A 19,593-nucleotide genomic window follows, 5' to 3' on the forward strand; every position below is an offset into this window, starting at 1 on the left:
GCGCCGATGCGGCTGGGCGCCGTGATCATCACCATGGGCAACCGCCCCGACGAGCTCAAGGCGCTGCTGGAGTCGGTGGCCCGCCAGGACGGCGACCCCGTCGAGGTGGTCGTCGTCGGCCAGGGCGTGCCGGTCCCCGGCCTGCCCGAGGGCGTGCGCACCGTCGAGCTGCCGGAGAACCTCGGCATCCCGGGCGGCCGCAACGTCGGCATCGAGGCCTTCGGCCCCGGCGGCGCCGACGTGGACGTCCTGCTCTTCCTCGACGACGACGGGCTCCTGGACCGGACCGACACCGCCGAGCTGTGCCGGCAGGCCTTCGCCGAGGACCGGGAGCTGGGGATCATCAGCTTCCGCATCGCCGACCCGGAGACCGGCGCCACCCAGCGCCGTCACGTGCCCCGGCTGCGCGCCTCCGACCCGATGCGCTCCTCCCGCGTGACCACCTTCCTGGGCGGCGCCAACGCCGTCCGCACGACGGTGTTCCAGCAGGTCGGAACGCTGCCCGGGGAGTTCTTCTACGCGCACGAGGAGACCGACCTGGCCTGGCGGGCGCTCGACGCCGGGTGGCTGATCGACTACCGGGCGGACATGGTGCTGCTGCACCCGACCACCGCCCCGTCCCGGCACGCGGTCTACCACCGTATGGTGGCCCGTAACCGGGTGTGGCTCGCCCGACGCAACCTGCCCGCCCCGCTGGTCCCGCTCTACCTGGGCGTCTGGCTCGCGCTGACGCTCGTGCGCAGGCCCTCGGCGCCGGCGCTCAAGGCCTGGTTCGGCGGGTTCAAGGAGGGCTGGACCACCCCCTGCGGTCCCCGGCGCCCCATGAGGTGGCGTACGGTCTGGAAGCTGACCCGGCTGGGCCGACCGCCTGTCATCTGACAAGCTCACGTCTGGGAGCATGGGCCCCATCACGGGTCCGGCGCTCCAGCCCCGATGCCCCTCCTGCCGCATCTTGAAGACGGAAAGTTTCAACTTGTGAGTGACACAACCCACGACGGCGCCCTCGCCACGAGCAAGCCGCCGTCCGAAGACGCGGGCCTGAGCCCCGCCGAGCTCGCCAGGAAGTACGGCCTCTCGGTCAGTGGCGCTCGGCCCAGCCTGGGCGGATACGTGCGGCAGCTCTGGGGCCGACGCCACTTCATCATGGCCTTCTCGCGGGCCAAGCTGGTGGCGCAGTACAGCCAGGCGAAGCTCGGCCAGATCTGGCAGGTGGCGACCCCCCTGCTCAACGCGCTCGTCTACTACCTCATCTTCGGCCTCATCCTGAACGCGGGCCGGGGCATGGAGAAGGGGGTGTACATCCCCTTCCTGGTGATGGGCATCTTCGTCTTCACCTTCACCCAGAACTCGCTGATGGCGGGCGTCCGGGCGATCCCCACCAACCTCGGCCTGGTGCGCGCGCTGCACTTCCCGCGCGCCTCGCTGCCGATCTCCTTCTCCATGCAGCAGCTCCAGCAGCTGCTGTACTCGATGATCGTCGTGGTCATCGTCGCGGTCGCCTTCGGGAACTACCCGCAGCTGTCCTGGCTGCTGGTGATCCCGACGCTGGCCCTGCAGTTCGTCTTCAACACCGGCCTCGCGCTGGTCTTCGCGCGGATGGGGTCCAAGACCCCCGACCTCGCGCAGCTGATGCCCTTCCTCACCCGCACGTGGATGTACGCCTCGGGCGTGATGTTCTCGATCGGCACGATGCTGAAGGACAAGCCGGCCTGGATCGCGGACGTCCTCCAGTGGAACCCCGCGGCGATCTACATGGACCTGGTGCGCTTCTCGCTGATCGAGGACTACGGCGCCTCGAACCTGCCGCCCCACGTCTGGCTCTTCGCGGTCGGCTGGGCCGTCCTCATCGGCGCCGGCGGCTTCGTGTACTTCTGGAAGGCTGAGGAGCGTTACGGCCGTGGCTGAGATCACCAAGGGCAACGTGCCCACCGTCATCGCCGACGAGGTGCACATCGTGTACCGCGTCAACACCGGCAGCTCCGGCAAGGGCAGCGCCACCGCGGCGCTGAGCAAGATACTCCGCCGCGGCAAGGGCGACTCCCCGGGCGTCCGCCGGGTCCACGCCGTGCGCGGGGTCTCCTTCACCGCGTACCGAGGCGAGGCCATCGGCCTCATCGGCTCCAACGGCTCCGGCAAGTCCACCCTGCTGCGCGCCATCGCGGGCCTGCTGCCCTGCGAGTCCGGCAAGGTCTACACCGACGGCCAGCCCTCGCTGCTGGGCGTGAACGCCGCCCTGATGAACGACCTCACGGGCGAGCGCAACGTGGTCCTCGGCGGTCTCGCGATGGGCATGACCCGCGAGCAGATCAAGGAGCGCTACGAGGACATCGTCGACTTCTCGGGGATCAACGAGAAGGGGGACTTCATCTCCCTTCCCATGCGCACCTACTCCTCGGGCATGGCGGCGCGCCTGCGCTTCTCGATCGCGGCCGCCAAGGACCACGACGTCCTGATGATCGACGAGGCCCTCGCCACCGGTGACCGCAAGTTCCAGGTCCGTTCCGAGGCGCGCATCCGTGAACTGCGGGAGAAGGCCGGCACGGTCTTCCTGGTGAGCCACAACAACAACTCCATCCGCGACACCTGCAGCCGGGTGCTGTGGCTGGAGAAGGGCGAACTCCTGATGGACGGGCCCACCGAGGAAGTCGTCTCCGCGTACGAGAAGGCAACCAGCCACTGACCGGACGCTCCGGCCCGCCGGATCCGGCCGTCGCAGGCCCCCGTCGCTCCGCGCGCCGGGGGCCTCGCCGTGCGGCGGGATCCGGCCGGGGCCGACATTCCGAGGTGCCGTGGACACCCGATAGGCCCCCGCGGCGTTGTACAGCGTAAGCTGAAGCAGTTCTCAATCACGCCAAGAGGGGACGATTCCCCACAACCGGTTCTCCCCGGATACTCCCGGGTAAACTTCGGCGGCGTGTCCGAAATGGGATGACTTGGGTCGGCAGTGTAGAACGGGAGACGTGACGGCAATGGCTACGGGAATTCTGCGGTCCCCAGACGCAGTGGCCGTCCCCGCCGCGGGCGGCGGGCGGTGACCGCCGGGCCCGGCATCCGGCCCGGCTCCTGCGACGCCGTCCTCGACCCCCACGCCCGCGCCACCCTCGCCAAGGCCGCGGCGGAGAACTTCCCCGTCGCCCCCGCCTTCCTGCCCCGCGCCTGGCGCGAGGGTCTGACGGCGGTCTACGGCTACGCCCGCCTCGTCGACGACATCGGCGACGGCGACCTCGCCCCCGGCGGCCGTGACGCCGTGCTCCTGGGCCTCGACGCGGCCGCGGCGGACGACCGCCCCGCCATGCTCGACGCCTTCGAGGCCGACCTGCTGCGCGTCTTCGGCTCCGCCGACGGCCCGCCCCGCCACCCCTTGCTGCTGGCCCTGCGCCCCGTCGTGCGCGACCACGGCCTCACCCCCGAGCCCTTCCTCGGGCTCATCGAGGCCAACCGCCAGGACCAGCACGTCACGCGGTACGAGACGTACGCGGACCTCCTCGCCTACTGCGAGCTCTCCGCCAATCCCGTGGGCCGCCTCGTGCTCGCCCTGACCGGTACCGCCACTCCCGAGCGGATCCGCCGCTCCGACGCCGTCTGCACCGCCCTGCAGATCGCCGAACACCTCCAGGACGTCGCCGAGGACCTCGGCCGCGACCGGATCTATCTCCCCGCGCAGGACATGCGCCGCTTCCACGTCACCGAGAACGACCTGCGGGCCCCGTCCGCCGGAGCGTCCGTACGCTCCCTGGTCGCATTCGAAGCCGAACGCGCACGCGAACTCCTGAATGAAGGCACCCCCCTCGTGGGTAGCGTGCACGGCAGGCTACGGCTGTTGCTCGCGGGGTTCGTGGGAGGAGGGCGCGCCGCCCTGCGGGCGATTTCGGCCGCAGGCTTCGACGTGCTCCCCGGCCCGCCCAAGCCCACCCGGAGCCTCCTGCTCCGCGAGGTGGCCGCCGTCCTGCGCACAGCGCCGAGAAAGGGGTGAGCCCGAACGTGGAGGGCCCCACACACGCGTCCGCTCCGTCCGCTCCGGTCCTCGCGGCCTACAGCTACTGCGAGGCCGTCACCGGCACGCAGGCGCGCAACTTCGCGTACGGCATCCGGCTGCTGCCCACCGACAAGCGGCACGCGATGTCGGCGCTGTACGCCTTCTCGCGGCGCGTCGACGACATCGGAGACGGCACGCTCCCGCCCGAGGCCAAGCTCGTACGGCTGGAGGAGACGCGCGCCCTGCTCGCCCGCATCCGGGCCGAGGAGGTCGACGAGGACGACACCGACCCGGTCGCCGTCGCCCTCGCCCACGCCTCGCGGCGCTTCCCCATCCCCCTCGGCGGCCTCGACGAACTCATCGACGGGGTCCTGATGGACGTCCGCGGCGAGGAGTACGAGACCTGGGACGACCTCAAGGCCTACTGCCGCTGCGTGGCCGGGGCCATCGGACGGCTCTCCCTCGGCGTCTTCGGCACCGTGCGCACCGGCGGTCCCGGCGCCTTCGAAGCCGACCGCGCCGACGAGTACGCCGACACCCTGGGCCTGGCCCTGCAACTCACCAACATCCTGAGGGACGTCCGCGAGGACGCGGCCAACGGCCGCACCTACCTCCCCGCCGAGGACCTCGCCAAGTTCGGCTGCTCCGAAGGCTTCCACGGCGACCGGGCCCCCGCCGGATCCGACTTCGCCGGCCTCGTCCACCACGAAGTACGGCGCGCACGGGCCCTGTTCGTCGAGGGCTACCGGCTGCTGCCTATGCTCGACCGGCGCAGCGGCGCCTGCGTGGCCGCCATGGCCGGCATCTACCGCCGCCTCCTGGACCGCATCGAGCGCGAGCCCGAGGCCGTGCTGCGCGGGCGCGTCTCGCTGCCGACCCACGAGAAGGCGTACGTCGCCGTGCGCGGCCTCTCGGGCCTCGACGCCCGCACCATCTCCCGCCAGAGCACGCGCAGGCGCGTCTGATGCGGCGCACCAGGACCCCCGCCCCGGCCCGCCCCGCGGCGGATCGGGCCGACGGCCGGGCAACCCCGGCCGCCGCGGCGGCGTCTCTCCGGGCGGGCGAAGGCCGTGGTCCGCGCCGGGCCGCGGCGCACCGAGGCGTGCCCGCCCCCACCGCCCGCCAGGGCCACCGCACCACGGGGGAGGACGCATGAGCACCGCCGACCGGAGCCCGCGGCGAGACGCCGACCAGGACGCCGCCCGGCACGCCGTCGTCGTCGGCGGCGGACTCGCCGGAGTCACCGCCGCGCTCCGGCTCGCCGACGCCGGACTGCGGGTCACCCTGCTCGAAAGCCGCCCCCGGCTCGGCGGCCTCGCGTTCTCCTTCAAGCGCGGCGAGCTGACCGTCGACAACGGCCAGCACGTCTACCTCCGCTGCTGCACGGCCTACCGGTGGTTCCTGGACCGCGTCGGCGGCGCGGACCTCGCCCCGGTCCAGGACCGGCTCGACGTCCCCGTCCTCGACGTCGCCCACCCCCGGGGACCCCGCCTGGGCCGGCTGCGCCGCAGCGCCCTGCCCGTCCCCCTGCACCTGGCCGCCTCCCTGGCCACCTACCCGCACCTCTCGCTCGCCGAGCGGGCGGCCGTGGGACGCGCCGCCCTCGCCCTGCGCCGCCTCGACCCCGCCGACCCGGCCCTCGACGGCCTGGACTTCGCCACCTGGCTCGCCCGCTACGGCCAGTCCCCGCGCACCGTCGAGGCCCTCTGGGACCTCGTCGGCATCGCCACCCTCAACGCCACCGCCGACCAGTCCTCGCTGGGCCTGGCCGCCATGGTCTTCAAGACCGGCCTGCTCTCCGAGAACGGCGCCGCAGACATCGGCTGGGCCCGCGTCCCGCTCGGCGACCTCCACGACACCCTCGCCCGCAAGGCCCTCGACGCGGCCGACGTGCGCACCGCACTGCGCACCCGCGTCACCTGCGTCTCCCGTACGGACGACGGGAACTGGCGGGTGGACACCGAAGAGGAGTCCCTCGCGGCGGGCACCGTCGTCCTCGCCGTCCCGCAGCGCGAGGCCCACGGGCTGCTCCCGCCCGGGGCGCTGGCCGACCCGGACAAGCTCCTCGACATCGGCACCGCGCCCATCCTCAACGTCCACGTCGTCTACGACCGCAAGGTGCTCAGGCAGCCCTTCTTCGCGGCCCTGGGCTCCCCGGTCCAGTGGGTCTTCGACCGCACCGACTCCTCCGGGCTCACCGACGGCGGCCAGTACCTGGCCCTGTCCCAGTCGGTGGCCCAGGACGACATCGACGAACCGGTGTCCGTCCTGCGCGCCAAGTACCTGCCGGAGCTGGAGCGGCTGCTGCCCGCCGCCCGCGGCGCGAAGGTGCGCGACTTCTTCGTCACCCGGGAACGCACCGCCACCTTCGCCCCGAGTCCGGGCGTCGGCCGGCTGCGCCCCGGCAACCGGACCGACACGCCGGGCCTCTATCTCGCAGGTGCGTGGACCGCCACCGGCTGGCCCGCGACCATGGAGAGCGCGGTCCGCAGCGGCACCGGTGCGGCACGGGCGGCACTCACCGCCCTGGGCCGCCCCGCCGGACGTCCTCCGTGGGAGGCGGCATGACGACCACGACCACCAGCACAACCGGCACAGCACGTACAGGAACCAGAGGAGAGCCAGTGAACCCGGGGAACCCGGCCGTCGAGAACACGGCTGCCAGTGTGGGCACGGCCGGCGGGGAGCAGGCGGACACGCTCGCCCTCCTGGAACGCGGCCGCACGCTGTCGACCCCCGTGCTCCGCGCCGCCGTAGACCGGCTCGCGGCGCCCATGGACACGGTCGCCGCCTACCACTTCGGCTGGATCGACGCCCAGGGCAACCCGGCGGACGGCGACGGGGGCAAGGCCGTCCGGCCCGCCCTCGCCCTGCTCTCCGCCGAGGCCGCCGGCGCCTCCGCCGAGGTCGGCGTCCCCGGCGCCGTCGCCGTGGAGCTCGTCCACAACTTCTCGCTGCTGCACGACGACCTGATGGACGGCGACGAACAGCGCCGCCACCGCGACACGGTCTGGAAGGTCCACGGACCGGCGCTGGCGATCCTCGTCGGCGACGCCCTCTTCGCCCTCGCCAACGAGGTCCTGCTGGAGCTGGGCACCGTCGAGGCGGGCCGCGCGGCCCGCCGCCTGACCACCGCCAGCCGCAAGCTCATCGACGGCCAGGCCCAGGACATCTCCTACGAGCACCGCGAGAGCGTCAGCGTCGAGGAGTGCCTGGAGATGGAGGGCAACAAGACGGGCGCCCTGCTCGCCTGCGCGGTCTCCATCGGTGCCGTCCTGGGCGGCGCCGACGACCGCACCGCCGACAAGCTGGAGGAGTACGGCTACCACCTCGGCCTCGCCTTCCAGGCCGTCGACGACCTCCTCGGCATCTGGGGCGACCCGGACGCCACCGGCAAGCAGACCTGGAGCGACCTGCGCCAGCGCAAGAAGTCCCTGCCCGTGGTCGCCGCCCTCGCGGCCGGCGGACCCGCCTGCGAGGAACTCGCCCGGCTGCTCGCCGCCGACGCCAAGAGCAACGACTTCGAGAACTTCTCCGAGGAGGAGTTCGCCCACCGCGCCGCGCTCATCGAGGCCGCGGGCGGCCGCCAGTGGACCGCCGACGAGGCCCGGCGCCAGCACGCGGTGGCGATCCGCGCCCTGGACGACGTGAACATGCCGCAGCGGGTACGGGACCAGCTCGTCGCCCTCGCCGACTTCGTCGTCGTGCGCAAGAGGTGATCGCCACCCGGCAGCGGATATGAAGCGCGAGTCGCCGGCCGGCGCCGCCACCTGCTAGCGCGCACCGGCCGACGGCAGACCCCAGCACAGCAGAGGACACTGTTCTAAGGGGAAGCCATGACAGCGACGACCGACGGCGCCGGTGCGATGGCCCGCGGTGCGGATCCGGAGCGCGCAGAAGGGCCGGCCGGGACGGCCGGCCCGGCGCCCACCACCTCGGTGCCCGCCGCGCCGACGGGTGCGCCCGGAGGGCCGCCCGGGGGCGGGGGCGGGCCCGGCGGCCCGCCGCGCGGTGTCCAGGAGGCCGCCGACAAGGCCGTCCGCGCGCTGCTGGAGCGCCAGGACCCGGCCGGGTGGTGGAAGGGCGACCTGGAGACCAACGTCACCATGGACGCCGAGGACCTGCTGCTGCGGCAGTTCCTCGGCATCCGGGACGAGGCCACCACGCGCGCCGCCGCCCTCTTCATCCGGGGCGAACAGCGCGAGGACGGGACCTGGGCCACCTTCCACGGCGGCCCGCCCGAACTCTCCGCCACCATCGAGGCGTACGTCGCCCTGCGCCTCGCCGGGGACGACCCCGGCAGCCCGCACATGGCCCGCGCCTCGGCCTGGATCCGGGCCCACGGCGGGATCGCCGCCGCCCGGGTGTTCACCCGGATCTGGCTCGCCCTGTTCGGCTGGTGGAACTGGGACCACCTGCCCGAACTCCCGCCCGAGCTGGTCTTCCTGCCCTCCTGGGTGCCGCTGAACATCTACGACTTCGGCTGCTGGGCCCGCCAGACCATCGTCCCGCTCACCGTCGTCTCGGCCCTGCGGCCCGTCCGCCCGGCCCCCTTCGCGCTCGACGAGCTGCACACCGACGCGCGCAACCCCTTCCCGGCCAGGCCGACCGCTCCGCTCGCCACCTGGGAAGGGGCCTTCCAGCGCATGGACAAGGCCCTGCACGTCTACCGGCGGTTCGCCCCGGGCCGACTGCGCAAGGCCGCCATGACGGCCGCCGGCCGCTGGATCGTCGAGCGCCAGGAGAACGACGGCTGCTGGGGCGGGATCCAGCCACCCGCGGTGTACTCCGTCATCGCCCTGCACCTGCTCGGCTACGACCTGGGGCACCCGGTGATGCGGGCCGGACTGGAGTCCCTCGACCGGTTCGCCGTCTGGCGCGAGGACGGCGCCCGGATGATCGAGGCCTGCCAGTCCCCCGTGTGGGACACCTGCCTCGCCGCGATCGCCCTCGCCGACGCCGGGGTGCGCCCCGACCACCCCGCCCTGGTCAAGGCCGCCGACTGGATGCTCGGCGAGGAGATCCGGCGCAGCGGAGACTGGGCCGTGCGCCGCCCCGGGCTCGAACCGGGCGGCTGGGCCTTCGAGTTCCACAACGACAACTACCCGGACATCGACGACACCGCCGAAGTCGTCCTGGCCCTGCGCCGCATCCACCACCCCGAACCGGCGAAGGTCGAGGCCGCCATCGCCCGCGGGGTGTCCTGGAACCTCGGCATGCAGTCGAAGAACGGCGCCTGGGGGGCCTTCGACGCCGACAACACCAGCCCCTTCCCCAACCGGCTGCCCTTCTGCGACTTCGGCGAGGTGATCGACCCGCCCTCGGCCGACGTCACCGCCCACGTCGTCGAGATGCTCGCCTTCGAGGGCAAGGCCGCCGACCCGCGCACCCGACGCGGCATCGCCTGGCTGCTCGCCGAACAGGAGCCGGACGGCGCCTGGTTCGGACGCTGGGGCACCAACTACGTCTACGGGACGGGTTCGGTGGTCCCCGCCCTCACCGCCGCCGGCACCGCCCCCTCGCACCCCGCGATCCGGCGGGCCGTGGGCTGGCTGGAATCCGTACAGAACGAGGACGGCGGCTGGGGCGAGGACCAGCGCTCCTACCAGGACCGCTCCTGGGCCGGGAAGGGCGCCTCCACCGCCTCCCAGACCGCCTGGGCGCTGATGGCGCTGCTGTCGGCGGGGGAGCGCGACGGCGGGGCCGTCGAGCGCGGGCTGGCGTACCTGGTCAGGACCCAGCGCCCCGACGGGACCTGGGACGAGCCGTACTTCACCGGCACCGGCTTCCCCTGGGACTTCTCCATCAACTACCACCTCTACCGGCAGGTGTTCCCCCTCACCGCCCTGGGCCGCTACCTCCACGGAGAACCGTTCGGCCCCGACGGTCCGCGCGCGGGCGGGGCGCGCCGGCCGGCCGGAGGGGCGTGATGGCCGCCGGAGCGCCGCCGCCCCGGCCCCCGCTGCTGATCGCCTGCGCCCTGCGCATCGAGCAGGCGGCCCTGCGCAGCGCGGGCCGCGGCGGCGCACCGCAGGGGGCGCTGCTGCGCACCGGCATGGGCCCGCGCGCGGCCGAGCGCGCCCTCACCCGGGCCCTGGGGCGGCCGGGCATGGAGCGGGCCGCCGTCCTGGCGACCGGCTTCTGCGCCGGCCTCGTCCCCGGGATGCACCCCGGCGACCTGGTCGTCGCCGAGGAGACCCGGGACCCGCGCGGGGCGGTCGCCTGTACCGGCACCGCCCTCCTCGCCGAGGCACTGGCCCGGGCGGTGCCCGGCCGGACCGTGCACCTCGGCGCACTGACCGGATCCGACCACGTCGTCCGCGGGCAGGAGCGCGCGCAACTGCGCGCCACCGGTGCCATCGCGGTCGACATGGAGTCCGCGGCCACCCTGTGGACCGCGCACGGGGGCGCCGACCGTCCCCTTGCGGCCGTTCGGGTGATCGTGGACGCTCCGGAGCACGAGCTCGTCCGTATCGGCACGGTGCGCGGTGGAATATCGGCCTTCCGCGTGCTGCGTGCCGTACGGCCCGCGTTCCATGACTGGCACCGTTCGTTGCTGCTCCCCAGGAGGTGAGCCAGATGGCCATGCCGTTGCGACAGTCCATCAGGGTCGGGACCTATCTTCTCGAACAGAAGCTCCGCAAGCGCGAGAAGTTCCCGCTGATCGTCGAGCTGGAGCCGCTCTACGCGTGCAACCTGGCCTGTGAGGGGTGCGGGAAGATCCAGCATCCGGCGGGCGTGCTCAAGCAGCGCATGCCGGTCGCCCAGGCGGTCGGCGCCGTCCTGGAGTCCGGCGCCCCGATGGTGTCCATCGCGGGCGGCGAGCCCCTGATGCACCCGCAGATCGACGAGATCGTGCGGCAGCTCGTGGCCAGGCGGAAATACGTCTTCCTCTGCACCAACGCGATGCTGCTCCGCAAGAAGATCGAGAAGTTCACCCCCTCCCCGTATTTCGCCTTCGCCGTGCACATCGACGGGCTGCGCGAACGCCACGACGAATCCGTGGCCAAGGAAGGCGTTTTCGACGAAGCCGTGGCGGCCATCAAGGAGGCCAAGCGCCGCGGATTCCGGGTCACCACCAACTCCACGTTCTTCAACACCGACACGCCCCAGACGATCATCGAGGTGCTGAACTACCTCAACGACGACCTCAAGGTCGACGAAATGATGATCTCGCCCGCCTATGCCTACGAAAAGGCCCCCGACCAGGAACACTTCCTGGGCGTCGAACAGACCCGGGAACTCTTCAAGAAGGCCTTCGCCGGAGGCAACCGGCTGCGCTGGCGGCTCAACCACTCCCCGCTCTTCCTCGACTTCCTCGAAGGCAAGGCGGATTTCCCCTGCACGGCCTGGGCCATTCCGAACTACTCCCTCTTCGGCTGGCAGCGCCCCTGCTACCTGATGAGCGACGGTTACGTGCCCACGTACCGGGAGCTGATCGAGGACACCGACTGGAGCAAGTACGGCCGCGGGAAGGACCCGCGCTGCGCGAACTGCATGGCGCACTGCGGCTACGAGCCCACCGCCGTCCTCGCCACCATGGGATCCCTCAAGGAGTCCCTGCGCGCGGCCCGGGAGACGATCGGCGGCAACCGGGCCGGCTCGTCATGACCCCCGCGCCCCGAGGGGGCGGGGGCTTCGACCTCGCCGCGCTGCTGGCCGAGCGCGGCGGGGAGCGGTACGAGCTGCACGCCCGCCACCTCAACCACCAGCTGCCCCGGATGCTGCGCACCATCGGCTTCGACAAGGTCTACGTACGGGCCGAGGGCGCCCACTTCTGGGACGACGAGGGCAACGACTACCTCGACATGCTGGCCGGCTTCGGCGTGATGGGCCTGGGCCGCCACCACCCCGTCGTGCGCCGCGCCCTGCACGACGTGTTGGACGCCCAGCTCGCCGACCTGACCCGCTTCGACTGCCAGCCGCTGCCCGGACTGCTGGCCGAGAAGCTCCTCGGCCACAGCCCCCACCTGGACCGGGTCTTCTTCGGGAACAGCGGCACCGAGGCCGTCGAGACCGCCCTGAAGTTCGCCCGCTACGCCACCGGCCGCCCCAGGATCCTCTACTGCGACCACGCCTTCCACGGGCTCACCACGGGCTCGCTGTCGGTCAACGGGGAGGGCGGCTTCCGCGACGGTTTCGCCCCCCTGCTCCCCGACACGAAGATCGCGCTGGGGGACCTGGACGCCCTGGAGGCGGAGCTCCGGCGCGGGGACGTCGCCGCCCTGATCGTCGAGCCGGTCCAGGGCAAGGGCGTGCTCGCCGCCCCGCCCGGATACCTGCGCGCCGCACAGGAACTGCTGCACCGCCACAAGGCGCTGCTCATCGCGGACGAGGTCCAGACCGGCCTCGGACGGACGGGCGATTTCTACGCGTACCAGCACGAGCCGGGCGTGGAACCGGACCTGGTGTGCGTGGCCAAGGCCCTCTCCGGCGGCTACGTCCCCGTCGGGGCGACCCTCGGCAAGGACTGGATCTTCCAGAAGGTCTACTCCTCCATGGACCGCGTGCTGGTGCACTCCGCCAGCTTCGGCTCCAACGCGCAGGCGATGGCGGCCGGGCTGGCGGTCCTCGCCGTCATGGAGGACGAGCAGGTGGTGGCCAACGCCCGCGCGACGGGCGACCTGCTGCGCGGGCGGCTCGCGGCGCTGGTGGACGAGTACGAGCTGCTGCACGAGGTGCGGGGGCGCGGCCTGATGATCGGCATCGAGTTCGGCCGGCCGTCCTCCCTGGGGCTGCGCAGCCGCTGGGCCGTGCTCCAGGCGGCCCGCAAGGGCCTGTTCGCGCAGATGGTCGTGGCGCCGCTGCTGAACCGGCACCGGATCCTGACCCAGGTCTCCGGCGACCACCTGGAGGTCATCAAGCTCATCCCGCCGCTGATCGTGGACGAGGGGGACGTGGACCGGTTCGTCGGGGCGTTCCGCGAGGTCATGGACGAGGCGCACGGCGGGGGCGGCCTGATGTGGGACTTCGGCAGGACCCTGGTCAAGCAGGCGGTCGGCAACCGCTGAGCGGGCGGCGGGGGCCGGGTGTGCCCCCGCCGCGGGCCCCGTCGGCGTCAGCCGACGAGGAGCCGTTCGCGCAGCCGCTCCAGCGTGGCGGGTGCGAGGCCGAGTCCCCCGGCGAGGTAGCCGTCCACCCCGCCCCACTGGCCGTCGATGGTGTCGAACGCCGCGAGCAGGTACTCGGCGCGCGCCTCGAAGAGCGGGGCCAGCAGCTCCATGACCTCGGGGGAGCGGTCCTCGGGCGCGTCGCCGCCGCGCCGGACGCGGTAGCGGTTGTGCGGGGCGTTGGACTCCAGGTAGTCGGCGACGATCGCGTCGCGCCCGACGCCCAGGGCGAGCAGGGTGACGGCGATCGACAGTCCCGCGCGGTCCTTGCCCGCGGCGCAGTGCATCAGTGCCGGGACGCTGTCCTCGGCGAGCGCGCGCACCACCCGGCCGTGCTCGGCGGTGCGGGTGAGGATGATCGTCCGGTACGAGTCCCTCATGCGGGCGGCCGCCTTGCCGTCGCCCAGGACGGTGCGGAGCCGGGCGAGGTCCCCGTCGCGGACCATCTTCCAGAACTCCCGTCCGTCGGCCGGATCCGACAGCGGGATGTTCACGTTGCGCACGCCCGCCAGCTCGACGTCCGGGCCCTCCAGGGCCTGGTCGGCTCCGTTGCGGAAGTCGAAGACGGTGTGCAGCCCGAGGGATTCGAGGAACTCCGTATCGGTTTCGGTGGCATGTGCGAGATGTCCGCTTCGGAACAGTCGTCCCGGCCTGACCCTCCGCCCGTCGGCGGCCGACAGGCCGCCCACGTCACGGAAATTGCGCACTCCGGAGAGCCCGCGCTCCGGCTCCGGGGTGCTCGACGGGGGCTGGGGTATCTGCTGGGTCACGTGCGCTCCTCCGCGTGTCCTGCGTGTGTCCTGCGTGTCCGAATTGATCTGGTTGGGAACAACTTGCCATATGTGGAGGCGAGATCGCGCCAGGCCCCGTGAGCCAGATCATACGGTGACCGTCCGTGCCTGATCGCGAAATCCGAATTCCCTTGCCAGGGCGGTTGTTGCCGCAGGGGAATGGACGGAGGGTGACGGGAATTCCGTTGATCCCTCACGCCTGCTATTCCGTCAGGGAATTCACGGCTTGTTGTGCGCACTCCCGCTGGATTACCTTCGCGATCGATCCGGGTGGACCGCCTCATCCTGCCGCCGCCCGGGAACCGCACCCGACCATCGACGCGCGCGGCAGGAGCGGGGGAACCAGGTAAGTCGCCGTTCCGGATCACTTCCGGGCGGCTCGGGGTGAAGTCGTACGCGTGTTCCACGGGTACGGCCGGACATCTCCAGTCCGAACCCGACAGCTCACCTCGCAGGCGCCGGAGAGGAATTCGCCATGCCCGCAAAGGGTAAGCACCGCCGTCCGAAGTCCCGTTCCATATCCCGTGGCCTCGCCGTGGCCGGCACCGGTGGTGCCGCCCTCGCGCTGCCGCTGACGGTCGCCGCCGGCGCCCACGCCGCCACCGGGGCCGTGACGCCCGCGCAGGTGCCCCAGACCCTCCGGGCCCCCGCCGCCGCTCCGGCCGCCGCCCCCGCCGCCGCTCCGGCCGCCGCCCCCGCCGCCGCTCCGGCTGCCGCTCCGGCCGTCTACACCGTCGTCCCGGGCGACTACCTGTCGAAGATCGCCGCGGAGCGCCACCTCCAGGGCGGCTGGGAGCGGCTCTACGCGGACAACCGCGAGGCCGTCGGCGCGAATCCCTCCCTCATCCACCCGGGCCTGCGGCTGACGCTGGACGGTCCCGCCGGGACCCCCGCGCCGAAGGCTCCTGAGGCCGCGGCCGAGGAATCCTCCAGCGGGACTCCGGCGGCCGACGAGGCCCCGTCCGCGGCCGGCGGGGACACCGCCGACGCCCCCGCCGCGCCCCCCGCACCGCGGTCCGCCGCCTCGCGCGGACCGGCGGCCAAGACCCCGGCCCAGAGCCCGGCGCCCTCCGCGCCCACGGCCCCGGCCGGTTCCGCGGCCCCCGCGAGCGGTTCCGGTTTCGTCGCCCCGGTCGACGGCGGCACCTCCACCCCGTACCACCAGAGCGGCAGCATGTGGTCCTCCGGTTACCACACCGGCGTCGACTTCATCGCCGGCACCGGCACCACCGTCAAGGCGGTCGGCGCGGGCACGGTGGTTTCCGCAGGCTGGGGAGGTGCGTACGGCAACGAGGTCGTCATCCGCCACGCCGACGGCAAGTACTCCCAGTACGGCCACCTCTCCCAGCTGTCCGTCTCGGTGGGCCAGAGCGTCACCGCCGGACAGCGCATCGGCCTCTCCGGCGCCACCGGCAACGTGACGGGCCCGCACCTCCACTTCGAGATCCGCACCGGCCCGTCCTACGGCTCGGACATCGACCCGCTGGCCTACCTCCGCTCCAAGGGCGTGAACGTCTGACGGGAGCCGCGGCAGCGGCACGGACACGCGTGGGGCCGGGACCTGAGGGGGGTCCCGGCCCCACGTGTACTTATTCCTTATCCCCCGCGTGGTATAGATCACGGTCCGTCAACCCCTCATTACGTTGGCGTAGGTTGGTGACGGGGGTGAAGGATGTCGTCCCGTGGCAGCGACGAAGACGACACTCAAGACCATCGGCTCGTACGCGGCGATCGGGGACAGCTTCACCGAAGGCGTGGGGGACCCGGGACCCGGGGATTCCTATCTCGGCTGGGCGGACCGGCTCGCCGTCCTCCTGGCCGATCAGCGCGACGAGCACGACTTCCGGTACGCGAACCTCGCGGTGCGGGGCAAGCTCCTCGACCAGATCGTGGCCGAACAGGTGCCCAGAGCCCAGGACCTCGCCCCGGACCTGGTCACCTTCTGCGCGGGCGGTAACGACATCATCCGGCCGGGCAGCGACCCGGACGACGTGGCGGAGCGGTTCGAGGCGGCGGTGGCCGACCTCACCGGGGCCGTCGGCCTCGTCATGATCACCACCGGCTTCGACACCCGGGGCGTCCCCGTCCTCAAGCACCTGCGGGGCAAGGTCGCGACGTACAGCGCGCACGTACGTTCCATCGCGGACCGCTACGACTGCCCGGTCCTCGACCTCTGGTCGCTGAAGTCGGTGCAGGACCGCCGGGCCTGGGACGGCGACCGGCTGCACCTCTCGCCCGAGGGCCACACCCGTGTCGCGCTCCGCGCCGCACAGGTCCTCGGCTACGAGATCCCCGCCGACCCGGACCAGCCGTGGCCGCCCACCCCGCCGCGCGGATCGGTGGACGTCACCCGGGACAACATCCAGTGGGCGCGCGAGCACCTCGTGCCCTGGATCGGCCGCCGGCTGCGCGGGGAGTCCTCCGGCGACCACGTCGAGGCCAAGCGCCCGGACCTGCTGCCGCTCTAGGCCCTGCCGTCAAAGGCGTCGCGGGCCGGGCGCCACGGTGACGACGGGGCCCCGCGGCCCGGAGGAGCGCCCGCACGGGCGGTCCCTGGGGAGTCGGCCGGGAGATCCGGCCGACTCGCGGGCGGGACGAGGAATCCTGGGGGGCCGGTACGCGTTGGGATGGTCGTGGTCGTACGACCGTCCCACACCGCCCTGCACCTCCAGGAGGCGCCTTGACCGGCTCCCAACCCCTGCGTCCCCGGCTGCGCGCCCTGCGGCCCGAAGCCTTCGGCGCGGACCCCTCCGGCGCACGGCTGGAGCGGATCCTGCGCTCGCCGAACTTCGCCGACGGCGTCTTCCAGAACCCCGTGGGCGCACGGACCAGGCCCTCCGGGTCGATGGTCGAGTTCGCCAAGATCTACTTCCACAAGGAGCAGCGGGTACGGCGCAACCCGGGCGCCCCCATCCCGGTGTACCCCACCACCCTCGCCGAGCTGGCGAAACCGCCGGTCAGCGGGCTGCGCCTGACCTGGATGGGGCATTCCAGCGTGCTCGCCGAGATCGACGGGCGCAGGGTCCTCTTCGACCCGGTCTGGGGCGAGCGCTGCTCCCCCTTCCCGTTCGCCGGACCCAAGCGGCTGCACCCGGTCCCCGTGCCGCTGGCCTCCCTCGGCGAGGTCGACGTCGTGGTGATCTCCCACGACCACTACGACCACCTCGACCTGCCCACCATCAAGGCACTGGCCGGTACGGACACCGTCTTCGCCGTCCCGCTCGGCGTCGGCGCGCACCTGGAGCGCTGGGGCGTGTCGCCGGACCGGCTGCGCGAGCTCGACTGGAACGAGACGACCGAGGTCGCAGGGCTCTCCCTCACGGCCACCCCGGCCCGCCACTTCTGCGGCCGCGGGCTGCGCAACCAGCAGTTCACCCTCTGGGCCTCCTGGGTCGTGACGGGCGGGGAACACCGGATCTTCCACAGCGGGGACACCGGCTACTTCCCCGGCTTCAAGGAGATCGGCGCCGCGCACGGCCCCTTCGACGCGACGATGATCCAGATCGGCGCCTACTCCGAGTACTGGCCGGACATCCACATGACCCCCGCGGAGGGGATCCAGGCCCACCTCGACCTCCAGGGCGGCCTCCCGCACGGGACGATGCTGCCGATCCACTGGGGCACCTTCAACCTGGCCCCGCACCCGTGGGACGAGCCCGGCGAGGGGACCGTCGCCGCCGCCGGGGCGGCCGGGGCGGCCGTCGCCCTGCCGATCCCGGGCCAGCCCTTCGAACCGGGCGCGGCCGACGCCCCGGACCGGGCCTGGTGGCGCCCCTTCGTGGCCGCGCCCCCGGCCCCGGTGACGACCACCCCCGTACGGGCGCGGCCCGCGGCCGCTCCCGTCGCCCCGGCACCGGCCGGACAGGGCGAGCCGGAGGCCGTGGGGTCGTAGCGGACCGGGGACCCGGTGCCCCCGGTGGCGCGGGGGCGCGGGGGCCCGGTGGGACGCCTGGGCCCCGGCGTTCGTGGGGAGCGAGGGCCGGGCGGCGTACGCCCCCCGGCCGTGCCGGGGCACGCGCTCCCGGCGCATTCGGCCTCTCGTACGAGCGCTCCATCGGGAGCGGGAAGCAGCCCGCCGAAGTTCCCCAACTGGGCGTCAGGGGCGGGAGCATGCGGTCTAGCGTGGGTATCCGGTGATCAACACCGGGCCCCGGGACCGCCGGTGGCCGGGCCCCACGTACCGAGGACGCCGATGTCCGGATTCCGCGCCGCCCGCCACGCCCCGTCGAGACACGCCGTCACCGGACCCGGCCGGCAGATACGCCCCCAGTTGCTGCGCGCCGCCGTACTGCCCACGCTCGCCGCCGGGCTCAGCGGCACCGCCGCGGTCATCTTCACCCTGCAGCTCGGCGGGGGCGCCGGGGCGCGCGACGCCCGGCTGTGGCCCGTCCTCACCGGCTGCGCCCTGCTCGTCGTCGGCGCCCTCGCCTGCGCCCTGCTCGGGGCGCAGCGGGCGGCCAAGGCCGTGCGCGACCGCTGCGAGGCCCTGCGCCGCTCCAGCGTGCGGGGCCGCCAGGAGCTGCGGACGGCCGCCGAGCGGCTGGAGCGGGGGGAGAGTCCGGGACGGCCCGTGCGCGGGGGGCCCAGCGGTCCGCCGGCGGCCGGCGATCCGGCCGGGGTGGACGAGTTCTGGCTGCTCGCGCAGGAGCTGCGCGGTGCCCGGGAACAGGCGCACACGACCCTGGTGCGACTGGCCGTCCCGGCCGCCCCGAGCGACAGCGACCGCAAGGTGGAGGTCTTCGTCAACCTCGCGCGCCGGCTTCAGTCGCTCGTGCACCGCGAGATCTCCCTCCTCGACGAGCTGGAGGACACGGTCGAGGACCCCGACCTGCTCAAGGAGCTCTTCCACGTCGACCACCTCGCCACCCGGATCCGGCGGCACGCCGAGAACCTCGCCGTGCTCGGCGGGGCCGCCTCGCGACGCCAGTGGACCCGGCCCATCGACCTGAGCGAGGTGCTGCGTTCCTCGGTGGCCGAGGTCGAGCAGTACACACGGGTCAAGGTGGTGCCGCCGGCGGGCGGCACGGTGCGCGGCCACGCCGTCGCCGACGTGGTGCACCTGCTGGCCGAACTCGTCGAGAACGCCACGGTGTTCTCCGCCCCCGACACCGACGTCGTGGTGCGGGCGGAGCGGGTCACCGCCGGGATCGCGGTCGAGGTCGAGGACCGCGGACTGGGCATGCCCGCCGGGGAGCAGCACCGTATGAACGCCCTGCTGGGGGACCCCGACCAGGTCAGCGTGCGGCACCTGCTGGCCGACGGGCGGATCGGGCTGTTCGTGGTCTCGGCGCTGGCCCGCCGCCACGGCATCGCCGTCGAGCTGAAGTCCAACATCTACGGCGGGGTGCTCGCCGTACTGGTGCTGCCCCAGGGGCTGCTGGGCGCGGACGCGCCGAGCGGCGCCGACGCGCTGGACGGATCGCGGGCCACCTCCTGGGGGACCGGCGAGGGCGGCGCGGTGCCCGCGCTGGAACCCGTACGCGTGCACGTGCCGGGTTCCCGGCCGCAGTGGGAGCCCGAGCCGGAGCGGGGGAGCGGCGGGTGGTGGGCGCAGGCGACGGCCTCCGCGGCGGAGCCCCCCGCGGGCGGCCCGGTGCCCGCTTCCGTTCCGCCGCCCCCGGCGGCGGCCGGGCTCTCGGCCGGGCCCCCCGGCCCGCCCGCCACGGCCGGAGCGCCACGGCCCGCCGTCCCCGCCCCTGCCACCGCCCCCGCCCGC

At 73.3% G+C, this 19,593-nt stretch carries 16 protein-coding genes and 1 riboswitch; of the genes, 15 read left to right on the forward strand and 1 reads right to left on the reverse strand.

What is annotated here, in order from left to right:
* Positions 1-6: 6 nt before the first annotated feature.
* From ABZW32_RS22460 to ABZW32_RS22510, 11 genes are all read left to right on the forward strand, one after another.
* Positions 7-879 carry a glycosyltransferase gene (locus ABZW32_RS22460; RefSeq protein WP_356218425.1) on the forward strand — a complete coding sequence of 291 codons (873 nt, stop codon included), beginning with the start codon at positions 7-9 and terminating at the stop codon, positions 877-879.
* A gap of 96 nt (positions 880-975) precedes the next feature.
* On the forward strand, positions 976-1,905 hold the full coding sequence (locus ABZW32_RS22465) for an ABC transporter permease (protein WP_356218391.1): 930 nt from the start codon (positions 976-978) through the stop codon (positions 1,903-1,905).
* Entirely contained in the window at positions 1,898-2,680 is a 783-nt protein-coding gene (locus tag ABZW32_RS22470) for an ABC transporter ATP-binding protein (RefSeq protein ID WP_356218393.1), read from the forward strand. The genes ABZW32_RS22465 and ABZW32_RS22470 overlap by 8 nt, the downstream gene beginning before the upstream one ends.
* A gap of 369 nt (positions 2,681-3,049) precedes the next feature.
* A complete protein-coding gene (hpnC, locus tag ABZW32_RS22475) occupies positions 3,050-3,973 on the forward strand; it encodes a squalene synthase HpnC (RefSeq protein WP_356218427.1) in 924 nt (307 codons plus the stop codon).
* An 8-nt stretch (positions 3,974-3,981) separates the two neighbouring features.
* Entirely contained in the window at positions 3,982-4,941 is a 960-nt protein-coding gene (gene hpnD, locus ABZW32_RS22480) for a presqualene diphosphate synthase HpnD (RefSeq protein ID WP_356218395.1), read from the forward strand.
* Between the two features lie 187 nt (positions 4,942-5,128).
* On the forward strand, positions 5,129-6,544 hold the full coding sequence (gene hpnE / locus ABZW32_RS22485; RefSeq protein WP_356218397.1) for a hydroxysqualene dehydroxylase HpnE: 1,416 nt from the start codon (positions 5,129-5,131) through the stop codon (positions 6,542-6,544).
* A complete protein-coding gene (locus tag ABZW32_RS22490) occupies positions 6,541-7,695 on the forward strand; it encodes a polyprenyl synthetase family protein (protein WP_356218399.1) in 1,155 nt (384 codons plus the stop codon). The genes hpnE and ABZW32_RS22490 overlap by 4 nt, the downstream gene beginning before the upstream one ends.
* A gap of 117 nt (positions 7,696-7,812) precedes the next feature.
* Positions 7,813-9,906: a squalene--hopene cyclase gene (gene shc / locus ABZW32_RS22495; protein ID WP_356218401.1), complete on the forward strand. Its 2,094-nt coding sequence runs from the start codon at positions 7,813-7,815 to the stop codon at positions 9,904-9,906.
* Positions 9,906-10,550 carry a 1-hydroxy-2-methyl-2-butenyl 4-diphosphate reductase gene (locus tag ABZW32_RS22500; RefSeq protein WP_356218403.1) on the forward strand — a complete coding sequence of 215 codons (645 nt, stop codon included), beginning with the start codon at positions 9,906-9,908 and terminating at the stop codon, positions 10,548-10,550. The genes shc and ABZW32_RS22500 overlap by 1 nt, the downstream gene beginning before the upstream one ends.
* 5 nt (positions 10,551-10,555) lie before the next feature.
* Positions 10,556-11,587 carry an adenosyl-hopene transferase HpnH gene (gene hpnH / locus ABZW32_RS22505; RefSeq protein ID WP_356218405.1) on the forward strand — a complete coding sequence of 344 codons (1,032 nt, stop codon included), beginning with the start codon at positions 10,556-10,558 and terminating at the stop codon, positions 11,585-11,587.
* Complete coding sequence (locus ABZW32_RS22510; RefSeq protein WP_356218407.1) at positions 11,584-12,987, forward strand: aspartate aminotransferase family protein; 1,404 nt, start codon at positions 11,584-11,586, stop codon at positions 12,985-12,987. The genes hpnH and ABZW32_RS22510 overlap by 4 nt, the downstream gene beginning before the upstream one ends.
* Before the next feature lie 47 nt (positions 12,988-13,034).
* On the opposite strand, the gene ABZW32_RS22515 is transcribed toward ABZW32_RS22510, so the two are convergent.
* Entirely contained in the window at positions 13,035-13,856 is an 822-nt protein-coding gene (locus tag ABZW32_RS22515; protein ID WP_356218409.1) for a tyrosine-protein phosphatase, read from the reverse strand.
* A gap of 327 nt (positions 13,857-14,183) precedes the next feature.
* A riboswitch (cyclic di-AMP (ydaO/yuaA leader) is annotated at positions 14,184-14,348 on the forward strand.
* Positions 14,349-14,352: 4 nt separating this feature from the next.
* Between ABZW32_RS22515 and ABZW32_RS22520 the strand changes: the two genes are divergently transcribed.
* The 4 genes from ABZW32_RS22520 to ABZW32_RS22535 all read left to right on the forward strand — a co-directional run.
* Entirely contained in the window at positions 14,353-15,396 is a 1,044-nt protein-coding gene (locus ABZW32_RS22520) for a LysM peptidoglycan-binding domain-containing M23 family metallopeptidase (protein WP_356218411.1), read from the forward strand.
* A 163-nt stretch (positions 15,397-15,559) separates the two neighbouring features.
* Positions 15,560-16,345, forward strand: coding sequence for an SGNH/GDSL hydrolase family protein (locus tag ABZW32_RS22525; protein WP_356218413.1), 786 nt, complete (start codon positions 15,560-15,562; stop codon positions 16,343-16,345).
* Between the two features lie 212 nt (positions 16,346-16,557).
* Positions 16,558-17,769, forward strand: coding sequence for an MBL fold metallo-hydrolase (locus ABZW32_RS22530; protein WP_356218415.1), 1,212 nt, complete (start codon positions 16,558-16,560; stop codon positions 17,767-17,769).
* 300 nt (positions 17,770-18,069) lie between these two features.
* Positions 18,070-19,593: ATP-binding protein (locus tag ABZW32_RS22535; protein WP_356218417.1), on the forward strand; the 1,524-nt coding region annotated here is incomplete at its 3' end.

The sequence above is a fragment of the Streptomyces sp. NPDC004667 genome (assembly GCF_040609475.1).
In the GTDB taxonomy this organism is placed as follows: domain Bacteria; phylum Actinomycetota; class Actinomycetes; order Streptomycetales; family Streptomycetaceae; genus Streptomyces.